Source organism: Bacillus thuringiensis (genome assembly GCF_001595725.1).
In the GTDB taxonomy this organism is placed as follows: Bacteria; Bacillota; Bacilli; order Bacillales; family Bacillaceae_G; genus Bacillus_A; species Bacillus_A thuringiensis_K.
The window spans coordinates 3,566,132-3,580,168 of record NZ_CP014282.1; the positions used below are offsets into that span (position 1 = coordinate 3,566,132).

Genomic DNA, 14,037 nt, shown 5'->3' on the forward strand with positions numbered 1-14,037 from the left:
TTTATTTCCATATCTAAAAATAATTATTGCACATCGTATCCTTGATCTTCGATTACAGCAACGATATCTTTTAATGTTACGGCAGACGAGTTGATAGTAACTTCAACAGTTCCTTCTGCTAGTTGAACCTTCACTTGTTCAACACCGTTTAGCTCTTTCACACTGCTTTCGATAGCATTTACACAATGTCCACAAGACATACCTTCAACTTGTAATGTTAACTGTTCCATTTAAAATCCTCCTCTTGTTTATTCATTGTTTGTTAATCACAACCTCATCTTACCATACCCCCCTAAGGTAATCAATGGTTTTTTGTCATGATTTTTCAATTTTTTTCTGAAAGTTTATTTTACACACACTTTTTCACACCCCTACAAGGATAAAGAAAAAAACAAGCCAGTTAAATACTAGCTTGTTTTTACGCTTTTGAAAAACGTTCAAATACTGTCATTAATTCTTCAATTGCTTCGTCACCATTTCCATTTTTAATAGCTCCTGAAACACAATGACTCGTATGATTTTTGAGAACGCCCATTCCTACTTTTTTCATCGCTGCATTAATCGCTGAAATTTGCACTAAAATATCTACGCAATAACGATCATTTTCAATCATGTTTTGAATACCGCGGACCTGTCCTTCAATTCTCTTTAATCTATTTATAATCTGTTCTTTTTCTTTTTCTGATCTATATGTTACTGCTTCATGCTCTTTATGATCCATATTATCACCTTCTTAAAGTTTCTCTTCATCCAATAAAACAATTGTTTTTTATGAGTATACCAATTATAGCATTAAATATCTACGCATGATACCCCATAAGAGTATATTTACGCTTTATGATTATTCTTAACAACACATTAGCTTCTTAATCTCAATTTTCAGTATACCCTTTCCTTTTGTCAAAAAAATCATTATATCTCTCATCAAAATTCAATAAAATGAAACAAGAATAAGCGGGGATTACCGCCCCCGCTTATCCTTCGTCTATAATATTAAAAACTTAATTTTCAGCTATTTAATCTAGAAATTTTTTCTTTCCATATATAATTATTGCTGATCACATACTTTTGTATCATTCACTACTGAAGTTCCTTCAACGGTTACCGTATGAAAACAGTCATTTACACGAACTGTCACAACATTATCTTGCCGATCAATAACGTGATATTCATTAAAATTTTTATTTAGAGCACTGCGAATTTGTTCTCCCTCATAAATTGGAATGCCATGTGATAAAACCCAAATAAGCCCAGCGATAGCAAGAATAGTTTTCATACGATCTACCTCCTTGAGAATATAGTGAACTTTTAATCCGTTCTTTTAGCTCCACTAATCATAAATGGAATGAACTAAGCCTTTTTGGAAATAAGTTCATTTCGTCTATTTTATGTTTATGCTAATTGTGAACGAATTGTGACAACTTTTTGTCTCTTTAGACGAAAAGTTGAAACAAAACTTTCAAAAAGGACAATTCTACTTGAACAAACGAAAGGCTATGGAGAATTTCTCCATAGCCTTTCGTTTGCATTTTATTAGACAATCATTCCAAATTATACGTGACTAATAAATCTTAACCCTTTACTTAAAGAAGTCGGCACAACAGATGCGTGATTCTCCCCTTCAGCTTCATAAAACGTAAATCTAAACTGATCGTGTTTTACTTGGAAAAGGCGATCTGATAATTCGTTTGCCCCTACAACCATATGCTCTCGTTCTAGTGACCCAACTGTAAGGAACACTCCCGTTTCAAACTTGGCACTGTTTAATTCATTTATAAGATTCTCTTCTTTTTCAAGAACAGATTGGTTATTCCACCAAATAGATGGACTACTAATAAAATAATTTTGAAAAGCATTTGCGTTTGTGAATAATATATGTAAAGCAAATAAACCACCTAGTGAATGCCCAAATAACGTTTGTTTTCTTTTATCAATCTCGTAATTCTTTTCAATCTGCGGCTTTAATTCTTCTTCGATAAAAGTAAAGAAATTATGTGCTCCTCCTGTTTTTGGCCACGGTTTACCGTCTGGTTTTAAAGGCGCATCTTTTGAAATTACGCTAGGCGTAAAATCATAGCATCTTTCTTCACCTGAAAATGCCCCTTCAATCGGATAACCAATACCTACTATAATGGCTGGTGAAACACCTGTTTTCTCTGCTCTAACTGATTGTATTTTAACCGCTTCATGGAATGTTTGAAAAAAGGCATTGCCATCTAATACGTATATAACAGGATAGCCCGACTCTGGTGCTGGCTGCCTCGGTTTTGAAATATGAATTTGATATTCCTTACCTTCTATTTTCGAATACATTTTCCACTGTTCCGTATTAGATGTTATAATCTGCTGTTTTTCAATCGTAGTATTCATCTTATATCCCCCCTTTTTAACTCGTTACATATATTTCAACTTTCTCTTCTTTAAGTCCAACGCTATCGTACCCAAAACAAACAGGAGACCCATTATACGGATCAATCATGACACGCGCATCAATATGAAATACTTCTTTTAACACTTCATTTGTAATGATTTCTTCTGGGATACCAGTTGTAACGATTTCCCCTTCCTTCATTGCAATAATCTCATCTGAAAACCTTGCTGCATGGTTAATATCGTGTAGTACCATTACGACCGTACAATTATGTTCTTTATTTAATCTCTCCACAATTTGTAATACATCTAATTGATGAGACATATCAAGGTATGTTGTTGGCTCGTCTAATAGCAACACTTCTGTTTCTTGTGCTAATGCCATCGCTAGCCATACCTTTTGTCTTTGGCCTCCTGATAAATTTGCAATTTGTCTCGTTCGAAATTCAGAAGTTTTCGTTATATTTAATGCCCAATCAATCATTTCTTTATCTTTTGTCGTTAACTTATTCACGTTATTTCGATGTGGATAGCGTCCATAAGAAATTAATTCTTCCACTTTAAGTTCACCTGGCGCAATTGGAGTTTGCGGGAGTAAAGCTAACTGCTTCGCAATTTCTTTCGTTGGAATTGTATGTAAATCTTGTCCTTGCAAATATACTTTTCCGCTTTTTTGTTTTAAAATTCTTCCCATTGTTTTTAACAATGTCGATTTACCGCAACCGTTTGGACCTATAATTGTCGTTACTTTTCCTTCTTGTATTTCCACATTTAAATCGCGAAACACTGTAAGCTTTTCATAACTTGTTTCTAAATTTTTTGCACTTAAAATACTCAATTTTATTCCTCCTCTTACGCTTTCGCCTTATAAAGTAAATATAAGAAATACGGTACACCGACAATAGAAATAACGATTCCAACTGGTAGCTCTACAGGTGTGAAAACTGTTTTCGCAATAAAGTCTGAAGCAATTACAAGAAACATTCCGATTACGCCGCACGTAGGAATGATATGCTTATGCTGAATACCGACAAGCCTTTTCGCTATATGCGGTGCCATTAAACCAATAAAACCGATACTCCCTGAAACAGCAACACATGCACTCACAAGTCCGATACTACTTAATAGTAAAATTGATTTCTCTCGTTCTACTGAAACACCTAAACTTGTAATACTCGTTTCTTCCAATTGAAATAAATCTAATAAATAAGCTTTCTTTTGTATCAGTGGAATTAAGATAATAAGCCACGGTAACATAGCTACAATATACTTCCAGTTCGCACTATATATGCTTCCAGACACCCACACTGCAGCCATCTCGAAATCAGTTGACTTCATTTTGAGTGATAAGTACATAGAAAAGGCTCCAAATCCTGTCCCAATTGCAATGCCTGTTAATAAAAGTCGCTGCGAATCCAACTTACCGTTTTTCCAAGAAAACAGATAAATGATGATAGCTGCACCTAATCCGCCTACTAAACCAAACATTGGCATCATCATAATAGAAACCCAGTCTGTGCTTTTTAATTGCCCTTGAAAGAAAAACATAAAAATGACGATCGCTGTTCCTGCTCCGGCATTTACTCCTAAAATACCTGGGTCTGCCAATCCATTTCTCGTAATCCCTTGAATAACGGCACCTGCAACACCAAGGCCTAATCCTACTAATCCAGCAATTACAATACGCGGAAGACGAAACTCAAAAATAACTAAATCATGTTCTGGTACTGGTTCAATTCTAAAAAGTGTTTTAAATACATCTGTAATCGTAATATCAAACGTACCATTCGTTAAACTAATGTAAGTGGCACATAGTATTAAAAATACAATAATCCCCATCGTCATCCCGAAACGTTGACTTGAACTTTTAAGCATGTCTCTCTCCTCCTCTTGTACGAATTAAATAAAGGAAGAAAGGAATTCCAATTAAAGATGTTACGACTCCAATTGGCGTTTCAAATGGATAATTTACAAACCTACTTAAAACATCACATAAAGCTAAGAAAACGCCGCCAATAATGCCTGCACATGGCAAAATCCACTTATAATCTACCCCAATTATAAAGCGGGTAATGTGCGGAATAATTAAACCTACAAAACCAACTTTCCCCACTAAAGCAACTGCTGTTCCTGTTAAAAAGATAACTGATAAAATTGCCATCGCTTTAACTAGTTTTGTACGCTGTCCTAAATTAATAGAAACCTCTTCGCCTAATGAAAGAATGGTAATAGATTTTGATATTAACAACGCTAAAATTATTCCAATTATCCCAAACGGTATCGTGATTTTAATTATATTAGGATCTACTTGATCTAACTTTGCATTAAACCAAAAACTAACATTTTGAGAAATTTGAAAATACGAAGCCATGGCAGCCGATACACTGCTTAAAAATGTTCCAATAACTGTTCCTATAATCGCTAACCTAACTGGTGATAAGCCATTTTGAAGGAGCGAACCAAAACCAAACACGATACCAGCTCCTAGTGCAGAACCAATCATTGAACATACAACCATACCAATTGATGACATTCCCGGAAGAAAAATCATGCTAAGCGTAATAACAAAGGCAGCACCATCCGTCACACCCATAATAGAAGGGGATGCAAGATAGTTTCTTGTCATCCCCTGCATAAGTGCTCCTGATATGGCTAGAAATGCTCCGACTAAAAGAGCTGCAACTACCCTTGGTAAACGTGAAGTAATAATAATATTATGATTTACATCACTTGAATCAAAATGAAATAATGCGTTCCACACTGTTTCAGCATCAATACTTTTCGCCCCATACAAAATCGAAAGTATAACTGTAAATATGATGAGTATGGGTGCTATACATAATATAGTTACTGGTACTGCATTTGTTTTCTGCATATCATTCAACGCACCTTACTTATTGTATTATTTAGATAAATTTTTCACTGCTTCTTTTAAGAATGCTGTTTTACTCCAAGCAGTACCACCTTGTGCCATTGGATCTACGACATTTACAAATACTTTCTTTTCCTTCGCAGCATTCATACTTTGCCAAATTGGATTGCTTTCAATTTCTTCTAACACTTTCGGGTTTTTATTTTCACTTGCCTCATATTGTAAGAAAATATAATCCGGGTTAAGTTCAGCAAGTTTTTCAAATGAAATTTTCTCTTGTGCTTTTACAGTTTTCAATTGTTCTGGAGCAGTTAGTCCAAGATCTTTATAAATTACAGGGTTGAAGTATACTCCTTCTGGATATAGGAATAATTCATTTGCTCTTAGTCTTATGACAAGTACTTTTTTATCTTTTAACTTATCTCCTAGTTTTGCTTTTGCTTTTTCAGCATCCGAATTGTAATCCTTAATAATTTTTTCTGCTTTATCTTTTTTACCAGTTAATTCTCCCATTAACTTTAAGTTATCTTCCCAATTTGTTGAAACGTGTGATACCGGGAATGTAGGAGCTACTTTTGTAAACTTTTCAGCTGTTTCTGCTGGGAATTTCGTACTCGATGTAATAACATCTGGTTTTAATTGTAGTAATGTTTCGAAATTTGGTTGCATTTTCTCACCAACAGATTTAGCACCTTCTAACTCTTTTTCAAGATATTTTGGTAATTTACCACCTACAGTAATGGCACCAACTGGTTTAATTCCAAGTACTGCCGCATCTTCCATTGACTCTAAACTAGCTGTCGCAATTTTATCTACTTTTGCTGGCACTGTATACTCTTTACCTAAATATGTAATTTTTCGTTTTTCATCTTTTTTCGTTTCCGTAGCTTTTGTCTGTTGTTTTTGCTCACCTGAAGTTTTATCCGCACTATTACATGCCGCTAAACCTACACTTAAAACTGTAACCATCCCTAAAGTAAATAATTTCTTGTTCATCTTTATATGTCTCCTCTCGAATTTTCAAACTATATTCTCAATAAAATTCAACTATATGAATCTTGTCTTACATATATATTTCATTAGATTAATAATTCTATCCAGAACTCATTCTCGTTCACTTCCCCTAAGCTATAATTCTTTTATACCTCATCCATTGATAACGCTTTTCATTGATAATGATTATCGTTACTAAGTATATATTTAATATGCAATTATTTCAAGAATGATTTGAAAAATTTTAACAAACTGAATTAAAAAAAGAAGTATTCCCCTAATATTAGGGAGATACTTCTTTTTTTAGAAATTGATATGTAATTCAACTGGACAATGGTCTGATCCCATTACTTCAGTATTAATTTTCGCTTCTGTTATTTGGTCTTTCATTCTTTCCGAAACAACAAAATAATCTAAACGCCATCCTATATTTTTCGCTCTCGCGCCCATACGATACGACCACCACGAGTATGCATCTTCTTGATCAGGATAAAGGTAACGATACGTATCAATAAATCCTTCTTCTAAAATACATGAAAATTTCTCTCGTTCCTCATCAGAGAATCCAGGGTTTTTACGATTACTTTTTGGATTTTTCAAATCGATTTCTTTATGAGCAACATTTAAGTCTCCACAAAAAATAACTGGTTTTTTCTCATCTAATCGTTTGATATAGGACCTGAAATCATCTTCCCATTTCATTCTGTAATCTAATCGTTCTAATCCACGTTTTGAATTTGGTGTATATAACGTTATCATATAAAAATCTTCGAATTCTAAAGTAGTAAGTCGCCCTTCTTGATCATGCTCTTCAATGTCTAAACCATATGTAACTGAAAGCGGTTCTTTCTTCGAAAAAATAGCCGTTCCTGAATATCCTTTTTTCACAGCATAATTCCAGTATGTATAATATCCCTCTAGATTTAAATCAATTTGCCCTTCTTGTAATTTAATCTCTTGTAGACAAAATATATCAGCACTTGATTCCTCGAGATATTCCAAAAATCCACCTTTTGCGATAACTGCTCGCAAACCATTTACATTCCATGAAATTAACTTCACTTTTAGCCCTCCTCTTGATGTTTATTTCCAAATTTCATGCTATCACAAAATAGAAAAACAATCATATTTTCATCTTTGTAATCTTGCTCTTACATTTATGAATACATACATACGGACTTTATTCAGGTTATACTAATTTCAGAGGTGATGTTCTTTGCACAATGAAGGAGTTACATTAACAAATGAGTATTGGCAAGCAATTATTCATAATGATTCTTCCTATGATAGCAAATTCTTTTATGCTGTGAAATCAACTGGAATCTTTTGCAGACCATCATGCAAATCAAGAATACCGAATAGAAACAATGTACGAATTTTTCATCATGCAGAGCAAGCATTAAGTGAAAACTTTCGCCCGTGCAAACGTTGTAAGCCAAATGGGATCACTTTACCTAATGAAGAGTGGGTAGAACAAATTAAAGACTATATCGAAAAGCATTATGACGAATCCTTAACTCTCGACATGCTTGCGGAAATGTGTCACGGTAGCCCTTTTCATTTACAGCGTACTTTCAAAAGAATAATAGGGCTAACTCCTATAGAATATATACAACAATTCAGGGTTCTTAAAGCAACCGAATACCTTTTACACACAAATCAATCTATTAAAGAAATTAGTACTGCTGTCGGGATAGAAAACCCAGAGTATTTCGCAACTTTATTTAAAAAGAAAACCGGATTTACTCCTACTGAATATCGAAAAAAGAACGAAATGAAAGAGGGATACGATAATGAATTCCTACAAAAATAATTATATATATTGGACGCTACTTACACATAAAAATTGGCGATTTCATATTGCTGCAACTGAAAATGGACTATGTTTCATTGGATCACAAGACGAAAACTTTGAAGAATTAAATATATGGGCTAGAAAAAATATGCCCCAACATATATTGATTCATACTCCAGATTACTTGCAAATATATAAACAAGAAGTTATCGAGTATTTAGAAAACAAGCGAGAAACTTTTACATTTCCTATCGATGCTTATGGAACTAATTTTCAATTATCTGTTTGGAATGCGGTACGTGAAATTCCTTATGGAAAGACCTATTCTTATACAGAAATTGCTGAAAGAATTCAAAAACCTAAAGCTGTGCGCGCCGTTGCTTCTGCTATTGCTGCTAACCCTCTTCTTATTACCATTCCTTGTCACCGCGTTATTGGGAAGAATGGGAAACTAACCGGATTTAGGGGCGGATTAGAAATGAAGAAAAAATTGCTTACATTAGAAAAGTTGCAGGTGGAATTCATATGACAGCAGAATATAATAGCGCATTATCTATAGCAGTTCCAAAAGAATTTTGTTTCCAAGAAAATTTACGTTATCTATCACGTTCTAATAATGAATGTATGTTCCATATTGAAGATAACAAAATTTATAAAGTTATCCCTGTTCAAGATGTAAATCCTTTAGTTGAAATTAGTGTGAATACAGATGGAAATATTCAAATACGTTGTTTAGAAGAATCATATACATCTGAAAAATCGATACGTGAAGCTGTAGCTAACTATGTAAAAGAATGGTTTGATTTAACTACTGATTTAACCCCCTTTTATACATTAGCTAAACATGATTTACTCCTTCAAGGACCAATTGAACAATATTATGGCCTTCGTACTTTAGGTATTCCAGACTTATTTGAGGCACTTTCCTGGGGAATTATCGGTCAACAAATTAACCTAACATATGCTTATACGCTAAAAAGAAGATTAGTTGAGCAATTTGGAAGTTATGTAGAATGGGACGGTAGAAAACATTGGATATTCCCATCACCTGAAACAATTGCAAATCTACATGTAGAAGATCTTCAACAACTAAAACTGACGACTAGAAAATGTGAATATTTAATCGGTATTGCGAAGCTTATTACAGAGAGAAAACTATCAAAAGAGGATTTACTGCAAACACAAGATGTAAAAGTTGCTGAGAAACAATTAACTGCTATCCATGGTATAGGCCCATGGACTGCCAACTACGTTTTAATGCGTTGTTTAAGATTTCCTTCAGCTTTTCCAATTGATGATGTTGGTCTGCATAATGCAATTAAATTTATAACAGGTTCCGAAAATAAACCGACTAAAAATGAAATAAAAGATTTCGCGGCAAACTGGGCTAATTGGGAGTCTTATGCGACTTTTTATTTGTGGCGAGTACTATATTAAAAGAACCAAGTAGCACATTCGTACTACTTGGTTCTTTTTTAAGCTTGCTCCTCAAAACGTCTTGCAATTTCCACAATAACTTGAACGGCTTTTTCCATAGTATCTACCGAAACATACTCAAATTTACCGTGATAATTTTCACCACCAGTGAAAATATTCGGCGTCGGTAATCCCATATATGATAATTGTGATCCATCAGTGCCTCCGCGAATCGGATGAATATTCGGTTCAATGTCTAAACTTTTCATTGCTTCATATGCAATATCAACAATTTCTCTTACCGGTTCAATTTTTTCAAGCATGTTATAGTATTGATCATTCATTTCTAAAACGACTGCATCTTCGCCATACTTTTCTTGCATAGTCTTCACAATATTTTCAACGTTATTTTTACGCGCCTCAAAATTTTCACGATCAAAGTCTCGAATAATATAATACGCTTTACTTTGCTCAACATCACCACTTAAAGAAAGTAAATGATAGAATCCTTCATAGCCTTCTGTATATTCTGGCGCCTCTTCTACTGGTAAATACCCGTTAAACTCCATAGCCAGTTTAGTAGCATTGCGCATTTTATTTTTCGCTGTTCCAGGATGTGTATTCGTTCCGTTAAACGTTAACTTAGCACCTGCAGCATTAAAACTTTCATACTCTAAACCACCTAATGGGCCTCCATCCATCGTATAAGCAAATGATGCACCAAACGCCTCTACATCAAAATGCGCTGGCCCACGACCAATTTCTTCATCCGGTGTAAATGCTACTCTTATTTTCCCGTGCTTAATTTGCGGATTATGTATTAAATGGTTCATTGCAACCATAATTTCTGTAAGACCAGCTTTATCATCTGCTCCAAGAAGTGTCGTACCATCAGTTGTAATAATTGTATGGCCTTTATAAGATGGTAACTCTGGAAATTGTTCTGGTGTTAACACAACATTTAGCTCTTCATTTAACGTAATTGCGTTTCCGTCAAAGTTTTCATGAATTTGTGGTTTTACATTTTCCCCTGTAAAATCTGTTGCTGTATCTAAATGTGCTAAAAAGCCGATTACAGGAACATCCTTATCGGTATTAGCCGGAAGTGTTGCCATTACATACCCGTTATCGTCCATCGTTACTTCTGTTAACCCAATTTCTTTTAGCTCTTCCACTAATAACTTACCAAACTCAATTTGTCCTGGTGTTGTTGGTACTGTATGGCTTTCTTCATTTGATTGCGTATCAATTTTTACATATCTCGTAAATCTTTCAATAAGTTCTTGTTTCAAGTTCATTCACTCCCTTTTATGTTTCTCCCTCCATTATAATCCTTAAAACGAAATATTTTAACTTTTTTGACTGTGAAGATGTATATTTAATTTACATTGTTAACATTTTTAAACGAATGATAAAAAGACATAATATTTGTACATTAAAACCGTAACAGGTAACATACATAATTATAAAATATGGGAGGTTTTAAAGATGAGGCTAACTCTCTTTCGCTATTTTCTTTTTTTCTTAGGATTAATTTTCTTTGGCCTTGGAAATGCTCTTGCAGTCAAAGTAAAATTTCTCGGTTTACATCCTTGGGAAGTTTTAAATATGGCTCTCTACCAAAAGTTTGGATGGACGATTGGTACGTGGAGTGTCATATGTGGGTTATGTCTCGTTCTCATTTCTTTACTAGTAGATCGAAAATATATAAATGTGGGAACATTTTTAAATGCACTACTTATCGGTCCGATTATGGACTTTTTCTTACAATCAAATATTCTTCCAAACGCTAGTGATTATTTATGGTTAAACTTACTCATTTTATTTTCTGGTATCGCCATTACGGGTATTGGGGGAGGTATGTATGTTGCTGCTGGAATTGGCGCTGGACCTCGTGATGGATTCATGCTTACTATTTCCGACAAAACAGGACTATCTATTAGCCGTGCTAGAATCATAGTAGAATGTATTGTACTAGTTATTGGATTTATGCTCGGTGGCCCTGTTTTTATCGTAACTTTTCTATACACTTTTATTCAAAGTCCAATCTTTCAGCAATCATTTAAGGTATTTCAAACACTTTTACATACTTTACAAAACAAAGATAAAGTTAGTAAACATATTTAAATTACAACTTAATACAAATCAAACACCCTATTTACGATTCTCACCGCAAATAAGGTGTTTTTTTATCTCATAATTTTAGAATATATACTACTCATTCACAATAAAAGTATATACATCGTCATAAATACAGCCATTTACCCTTATAACGTACTTCCCGGGTTTACTAAAACTAATTGTGTATTTATTTAGCTGAATTGCTTCTTTATCTCCAGAAAGAACATCAATGCTTCTGCCACTTAATACATATAATTCATTTAGATTCATTGATACATCAATTACATTGAAATTCTCCTCTTTCACTTGCTGTGCTTCCGCAACGCTTACACTTGGTTCTAAAAACAGTAGTCCACTTAATCCAATCGTCCCCGCTAAAGCAACTCCCGCAAACTTTTTAATCTGTTTCATTACAATGACCTCCTTATAGATTTTGCGTAAAGGTGATGTCCCCCTTACACCACAAAGCCTATATGTAATGAAATGAAAAGTAAACGGAGACAGTAAGACAAAATTCTACATCTTTTTCTCATATTGAATATAAATCCAACGTTTGGAGTTTTGACACATTTAAAATTGTTTCCCTAAATCAATTTCCTCATACTTTATTCAAATACTGAATAATTACTTATTGATTTAACATTCTAAAAATAGTTGATAAAGATACTTTCTATTCAAAAAAAGATTTTGCTATAAAGTAACTTTTACAACAAAATCCATGCAACTAATTTTATTCCTCTTTCCATAATCTCTCCACATTCATTAATTGTTCTTCTTTAAACTCCATCTTATATATATCTGGTTTTGACGTATTCATTAAAAATTCAAAACCATATTGTTTATCAAAATAATTTATCATTAATGTCATGACAAGCCCATGTGTACCAATTACAATTTTGCGTCCTTGAAAATCCAATAAGATTTCTTTTAATACTTTCACTACTCTTCTCTGGCAATGTGCATATGACTCTCCTTCCATTCGTGCAAAGTCCGGATTAGAGAACATCTTCTGTACAAGTGGGTACACCTCTTTGTCTGATATAACCTGATCCTCACTTGAAAACATACACTCTTTAAGATTTTCATATACTACTATTTCTTTTTCATGGAAATTAGCTGACTCCTCTATCGTTAACATAGCCCGATTATAAGGACTGGAAATAAAAGTATCAATCCTCTCCGCTTTTAATATGTCAGTTACTCTACGGGCATCCATATGTCCCCTCTCAGTTAACCCGCGCATTCTTTCATTTCCTTCTAGTTTTGGTGACTCACCATGTCTAACCATATAAATATATGTGCTCATAATTTCTCCTTAAAATTTTTTATAAAGTGAAACTTTAATTAGCCCTCACTAATCGGGCTTTTACAGGAAAATAGCGAGATAAGTTAATAAATCACGTTCATTTATCCCATTTCAACACTTAGGCGTAATACTAAAATACTTTATAAACTGTGCTGATTTGTTCGTCTAATCCATTCTCCTACTAAACTCTCAAATAATTCAGGCTGCTCAATTTGCAAATTATGCCCTGCCATATCTAACACTGCTAATGTTGCCCTTGGATATTCTTCAATAATTTCTATAATATTTTGATAACCTACTGATATATCTTGTCTTCCAGTCAGTAAAAGAACGGGATTTTCATATTTTTCACGCTGAAAATCCATAGTAAGAGAGTAATTCTTTTGCAACCTTTCAATAAATTCATCATTAGCAACATCTAACCCAGGCTTAATTTCTTCTTTAAATCGCTTATATGTATATTCATTTGCTATTACAGCTAACTCACAAAATTCCTCTCTTTCTGTGGAAGTGAGCGTATTTAAAAATTCCTCATCTTGTACAATTACCTGTTTATCTGGAAGAATCCTTTTTTCTGGCTCCGCCACAACAACAGGACATACTAATAGTAATCCGCTAACTCTCTCAAACATCTTTGCAAGTATACCTTTGGCTAAATAGCCTCCATATGATTCTCCTACCAATAAAAATTTTTCAGTAGAAATGATTTCCTCAATAAATGTGATAAGCACTTCTATTATACGATCTGAACTATTTATCCAATTTGGAGCATTCGATTTTCCCATTCCAGGTAAATCAATATATATTCGCTTATAACCTTCATATTTCTGAAATACTGATTCCATACATTTCATCATTAACCTATGGTCAGGGGCGCAGCCATGTATGATAATGACCGGTTTACCCTCTCCCACAACTTCATAGTATATTTCTGCATCTTTAATTCGATATATCATAAAAAACCTCCCTATTTAGTGGTAATACTATTCCACTCTGTAAGAATACACGTTCTTATTTTATATCCTTTCTCAACATTTTCACAAATGTTAATTTTCAGATTAAAAATAAAAAGCTCCCCAAAAAAAGATACTCATCATTTTATATGCAATTTTGCATCTCCACTTACAAATCACTAAAAAAACTTTACAATTCAAAGGATGACTA

17 protein-coding genes are annotated in these 14,037 nt (G+C 33.8%); 4 read left to right on the forward strand and 13 right to left on the reverse strand.

All coding sequences use genetic code 11. From position 1 onward, the window contains the following. Positions 1 to 23: 23 nt before the first annotated feature. The 9 genes from copZ to AXW78_RS17710 form a co-directional block, all read right to left on the reverse strand. Positions 24 to 230 (reverse strand): copper chaperone CopZ, encoded by a 207-nt coding sequence (gene copZ, locus AXW78_RS17670; protein WP_000436977.1) that lies wholly within the window; start codon positions 228 to 230, stop codon positions 24 to 26. Positions 231 to 418: 188 nt separating this feature from the next. Next, on the reverse strand, positions 419 to 721 hold the full coding sequence (locus AXW78_RS17675; RefSeq protein ID WP_000349639.1) for a metal-sensing transcriptional repressor: 303 nt from the start codon (positions 719 to 721) through the stop codon (positions 419 to 421). Positions 722 to 1,048: 327 nt separating this feature from the next. Beyond that, positions 1,049 to 1,276, reverse strand: a complete 228-nt coding sequence (locus tag AXW78_RS17680; protein WP_000849106.1) for a hypothetical protein — start codon at positions 1,274 to 1,276, stop codon at positions 1,049 to 1,051. 275 nt (positions 1,277 to 1,551) lie between these two features. After that, the gene (locus AXW78_RS17685) at positions 1,552 to 2,370 is read right to left on the reverse strand and encodes an alpha/beta hydrolase (protein WP_061884500.1); all 819 of its coding nucleotides are present in this window, start codon (positions 2,368 to 2,370) and stop codon (positions 1,552 to 1,554) included. 16 nt (positions 2,371 to 2,386) lie between these two features. Next, complete coding sequence (locus AXW78_RS17690) at positions 2,387 to 3,208, reverse strand: ABC transporter ATP-binding protein (RefSeq protein ID WP_000025767.1); 822 nt, start codon at positions 3,206 to 3,208, stop codon at positions 2,387 to 2,389. Positions 3,209 to 3,222: 14 nt separating this feature from the next. After that, positions 3,223 to 4,245 (reverse strand): FecCD family ABC transporter permease, encoded by a 1,023-nt coding sequence (locus AXW78_RS17695; protein ID WP_061884501.1) that lies wholly within the window; start codon positions 4,243 to 4,245, stop codon positions 3,223 to 3,225. Continuing rightward, on the reverse strand, positions 4,238 to 5,245 hold the full coding sequence (locus tag AXW78_RS17700; RefSeq protein ID WP_061884502.1) for a FecCD family ABC transporter permease: 1,008 nt from the start codon (positions 5,243 to 5,245) through the stop codon (positions 4,238 to 4,240). The genes AXW78_RS17695 and AXW78_RS17700 overlap by 8 nt, the downstream gene beginning before the upstream one ends. A gap of 27 nt (positions 5,246 to 5,272) precedes the next feature. Beyond that, complete coding sequence (locus AXW78_RS17705; RefSeq protein ID WP_001035506.1) at positions 5,273 to 6,238, reverse strand: iron-hydroxamate ABC transporter substrate-binding protein; 966 nt, start codon at positions 6,236 to 6,238, stop codon at positions 5,273 to 5,275. Positions 6,239 to 6,538: 300 nt separating this feature from the next. Further along, positions 6,539 to 7,297 carry an exodeoxyribonuclease III gene (locus AXW78_RS17710; RefSeq protein WP_061884503.1) on the reverse strand — a complete coding sequence of 253 codons (759 nt, stop codon included), beginning with the start codon at positions 7,295 to 7,297 and terminating at the stop codon, positions 6,539 to 6,541. A 154-nt stretch (positions 7,298 to 7,451) separates the two neighbouring features. Between AXW78_RS17710 and AXW78_RS17715 the strand changes: the two genes are divergently transcribed. From AXW78_RS17715 to AXW78_RS17725, 3 genes are read left to right on the forward strand one after another with little or no spacing between them, the layout of a single operon-like run. Then, positions 7,452 to 8,048 carry a bifunctional transcriptional activator/DNA repair enzyme AdaA gene (locus AXW78_RS17715; protein WP_000551322.1) on the forward strand — a complete coding sequence of 199 codons (597 nt, stop codon included), beginning with the start codon at positions 7,452 to 7,454 and terminating at the stop codon, positions 8,046 to 8,048. Further along, on the forward strand, positions 8,029 to 8,559 hold the full coding sequence (locus AXW78_RS17720) for a methylated-DNA--[protein]-cysteine S-methyltransferase (RefSeq protein WP_001089844.1): 531 nt from the start codon (positions 8,029 to 8,031) through the stop codon (positions 8,557 to 8,559). Before AXW78_RS17715 ends, AXW78_RS17720 begins: the two co-directional genes overlap by 20 nt. Next, the gene (locus AXW78_RS17725; protein ID WP_000123508.1) at positions 8,556 to 9,467 is read left to right on the forward strand and encodes a DNA glycosylase; all 912 of its coding nucleotides are present in this window, start codon (positions 8,556 to 8,558) and stop codon (positions 9,465 to 9,467) included. The genes AXW78_RS17720 and AXW78_RS17725 overlap by 4 nt, the downstream gene beginning before the upstream one ends. Positions 9,468 to 9,505: 38 nt before the next feature. Here the strand turns inward: AXW78_RS17725 and pepT are convergent, their stop codons facing one another. Further along, complete coding sequence (pepT, locus tag AXW78_RS17730) at positions 9,506 to 10,738, reverse strand: peptidase T (protein WP_000807004.1); 1,233 nt, start codon at positions 10,736 to 10,738, stop codon at positions 9,506 to 9,508. Positions 10,739 to 10,934: 196 nt separating this feature from the next. Between pepT and AXW78_RS17735 the strand changes: the two genes are divergently transcribed. Beyond that, positions 10,935 to 11,573 carry a YczE/YyaS/YitT family protein gene (locus AXW78_RS17735; RefSeq protein ID WP_001241254.1) on the forward strand — a complete coding sequence of 213 codons (639 nt, stop codon included), beginning with the start codon at positions 10,935 to 10,937 and terminating at the stop codon, positions 11,571 to 11,573. Positions 11,574 to 11,660: 87 nt separating this feature from the next. Here the strand turns inward: AXW78_RS17735 and AXW78_RS17740 are convergent, their stop codons facing one another. The 3 genes from AXW78_RS17740 to AXW78_RS17750 form a co-directional block, all read right to left on the reverse strand. After that, on the reverse strand, positions 11,661 to 11,978 hold the full coding sequence (locus tag AXW78_RS17740) for a hypothetical protein (RefSeq protein WP_000809491.1): 318 nt from the start codon (positions 11,976 to 11,978) through the stop codon (positions 11,661 to 11,663). 319 nt (positions 11,979 to 12,297) lie between these two features. Next, the gene (locus AXW78_RS17745) at positions 12,298 to 12,873 is read right to left on the reverse strand and encodes a histidine phosphatase family protein (RefSeq protein ID WP_061884504.1); all 576 of its coding nucleotides are present in this window, start codon (positions 12,871 to 12,873) and stop codon (positions 12,298 to 12,300) included. Positions 12,874 to 13,013: 140 nt separating this feature from the next. After that, complete coding sequence (locus AXW78_RS17750) at positions 13,014 to 13,829, reverse strand: alpha/beta fold hydrolase (RefSeq protein WP_000640344.1); 816 nt, start codon at positions 13,827 to 13,829, stop codon at positions 13,014 to 13,016. Between the last annotated feature and the right edge of the window lie 208 nt (positions 13,830 to 14,037).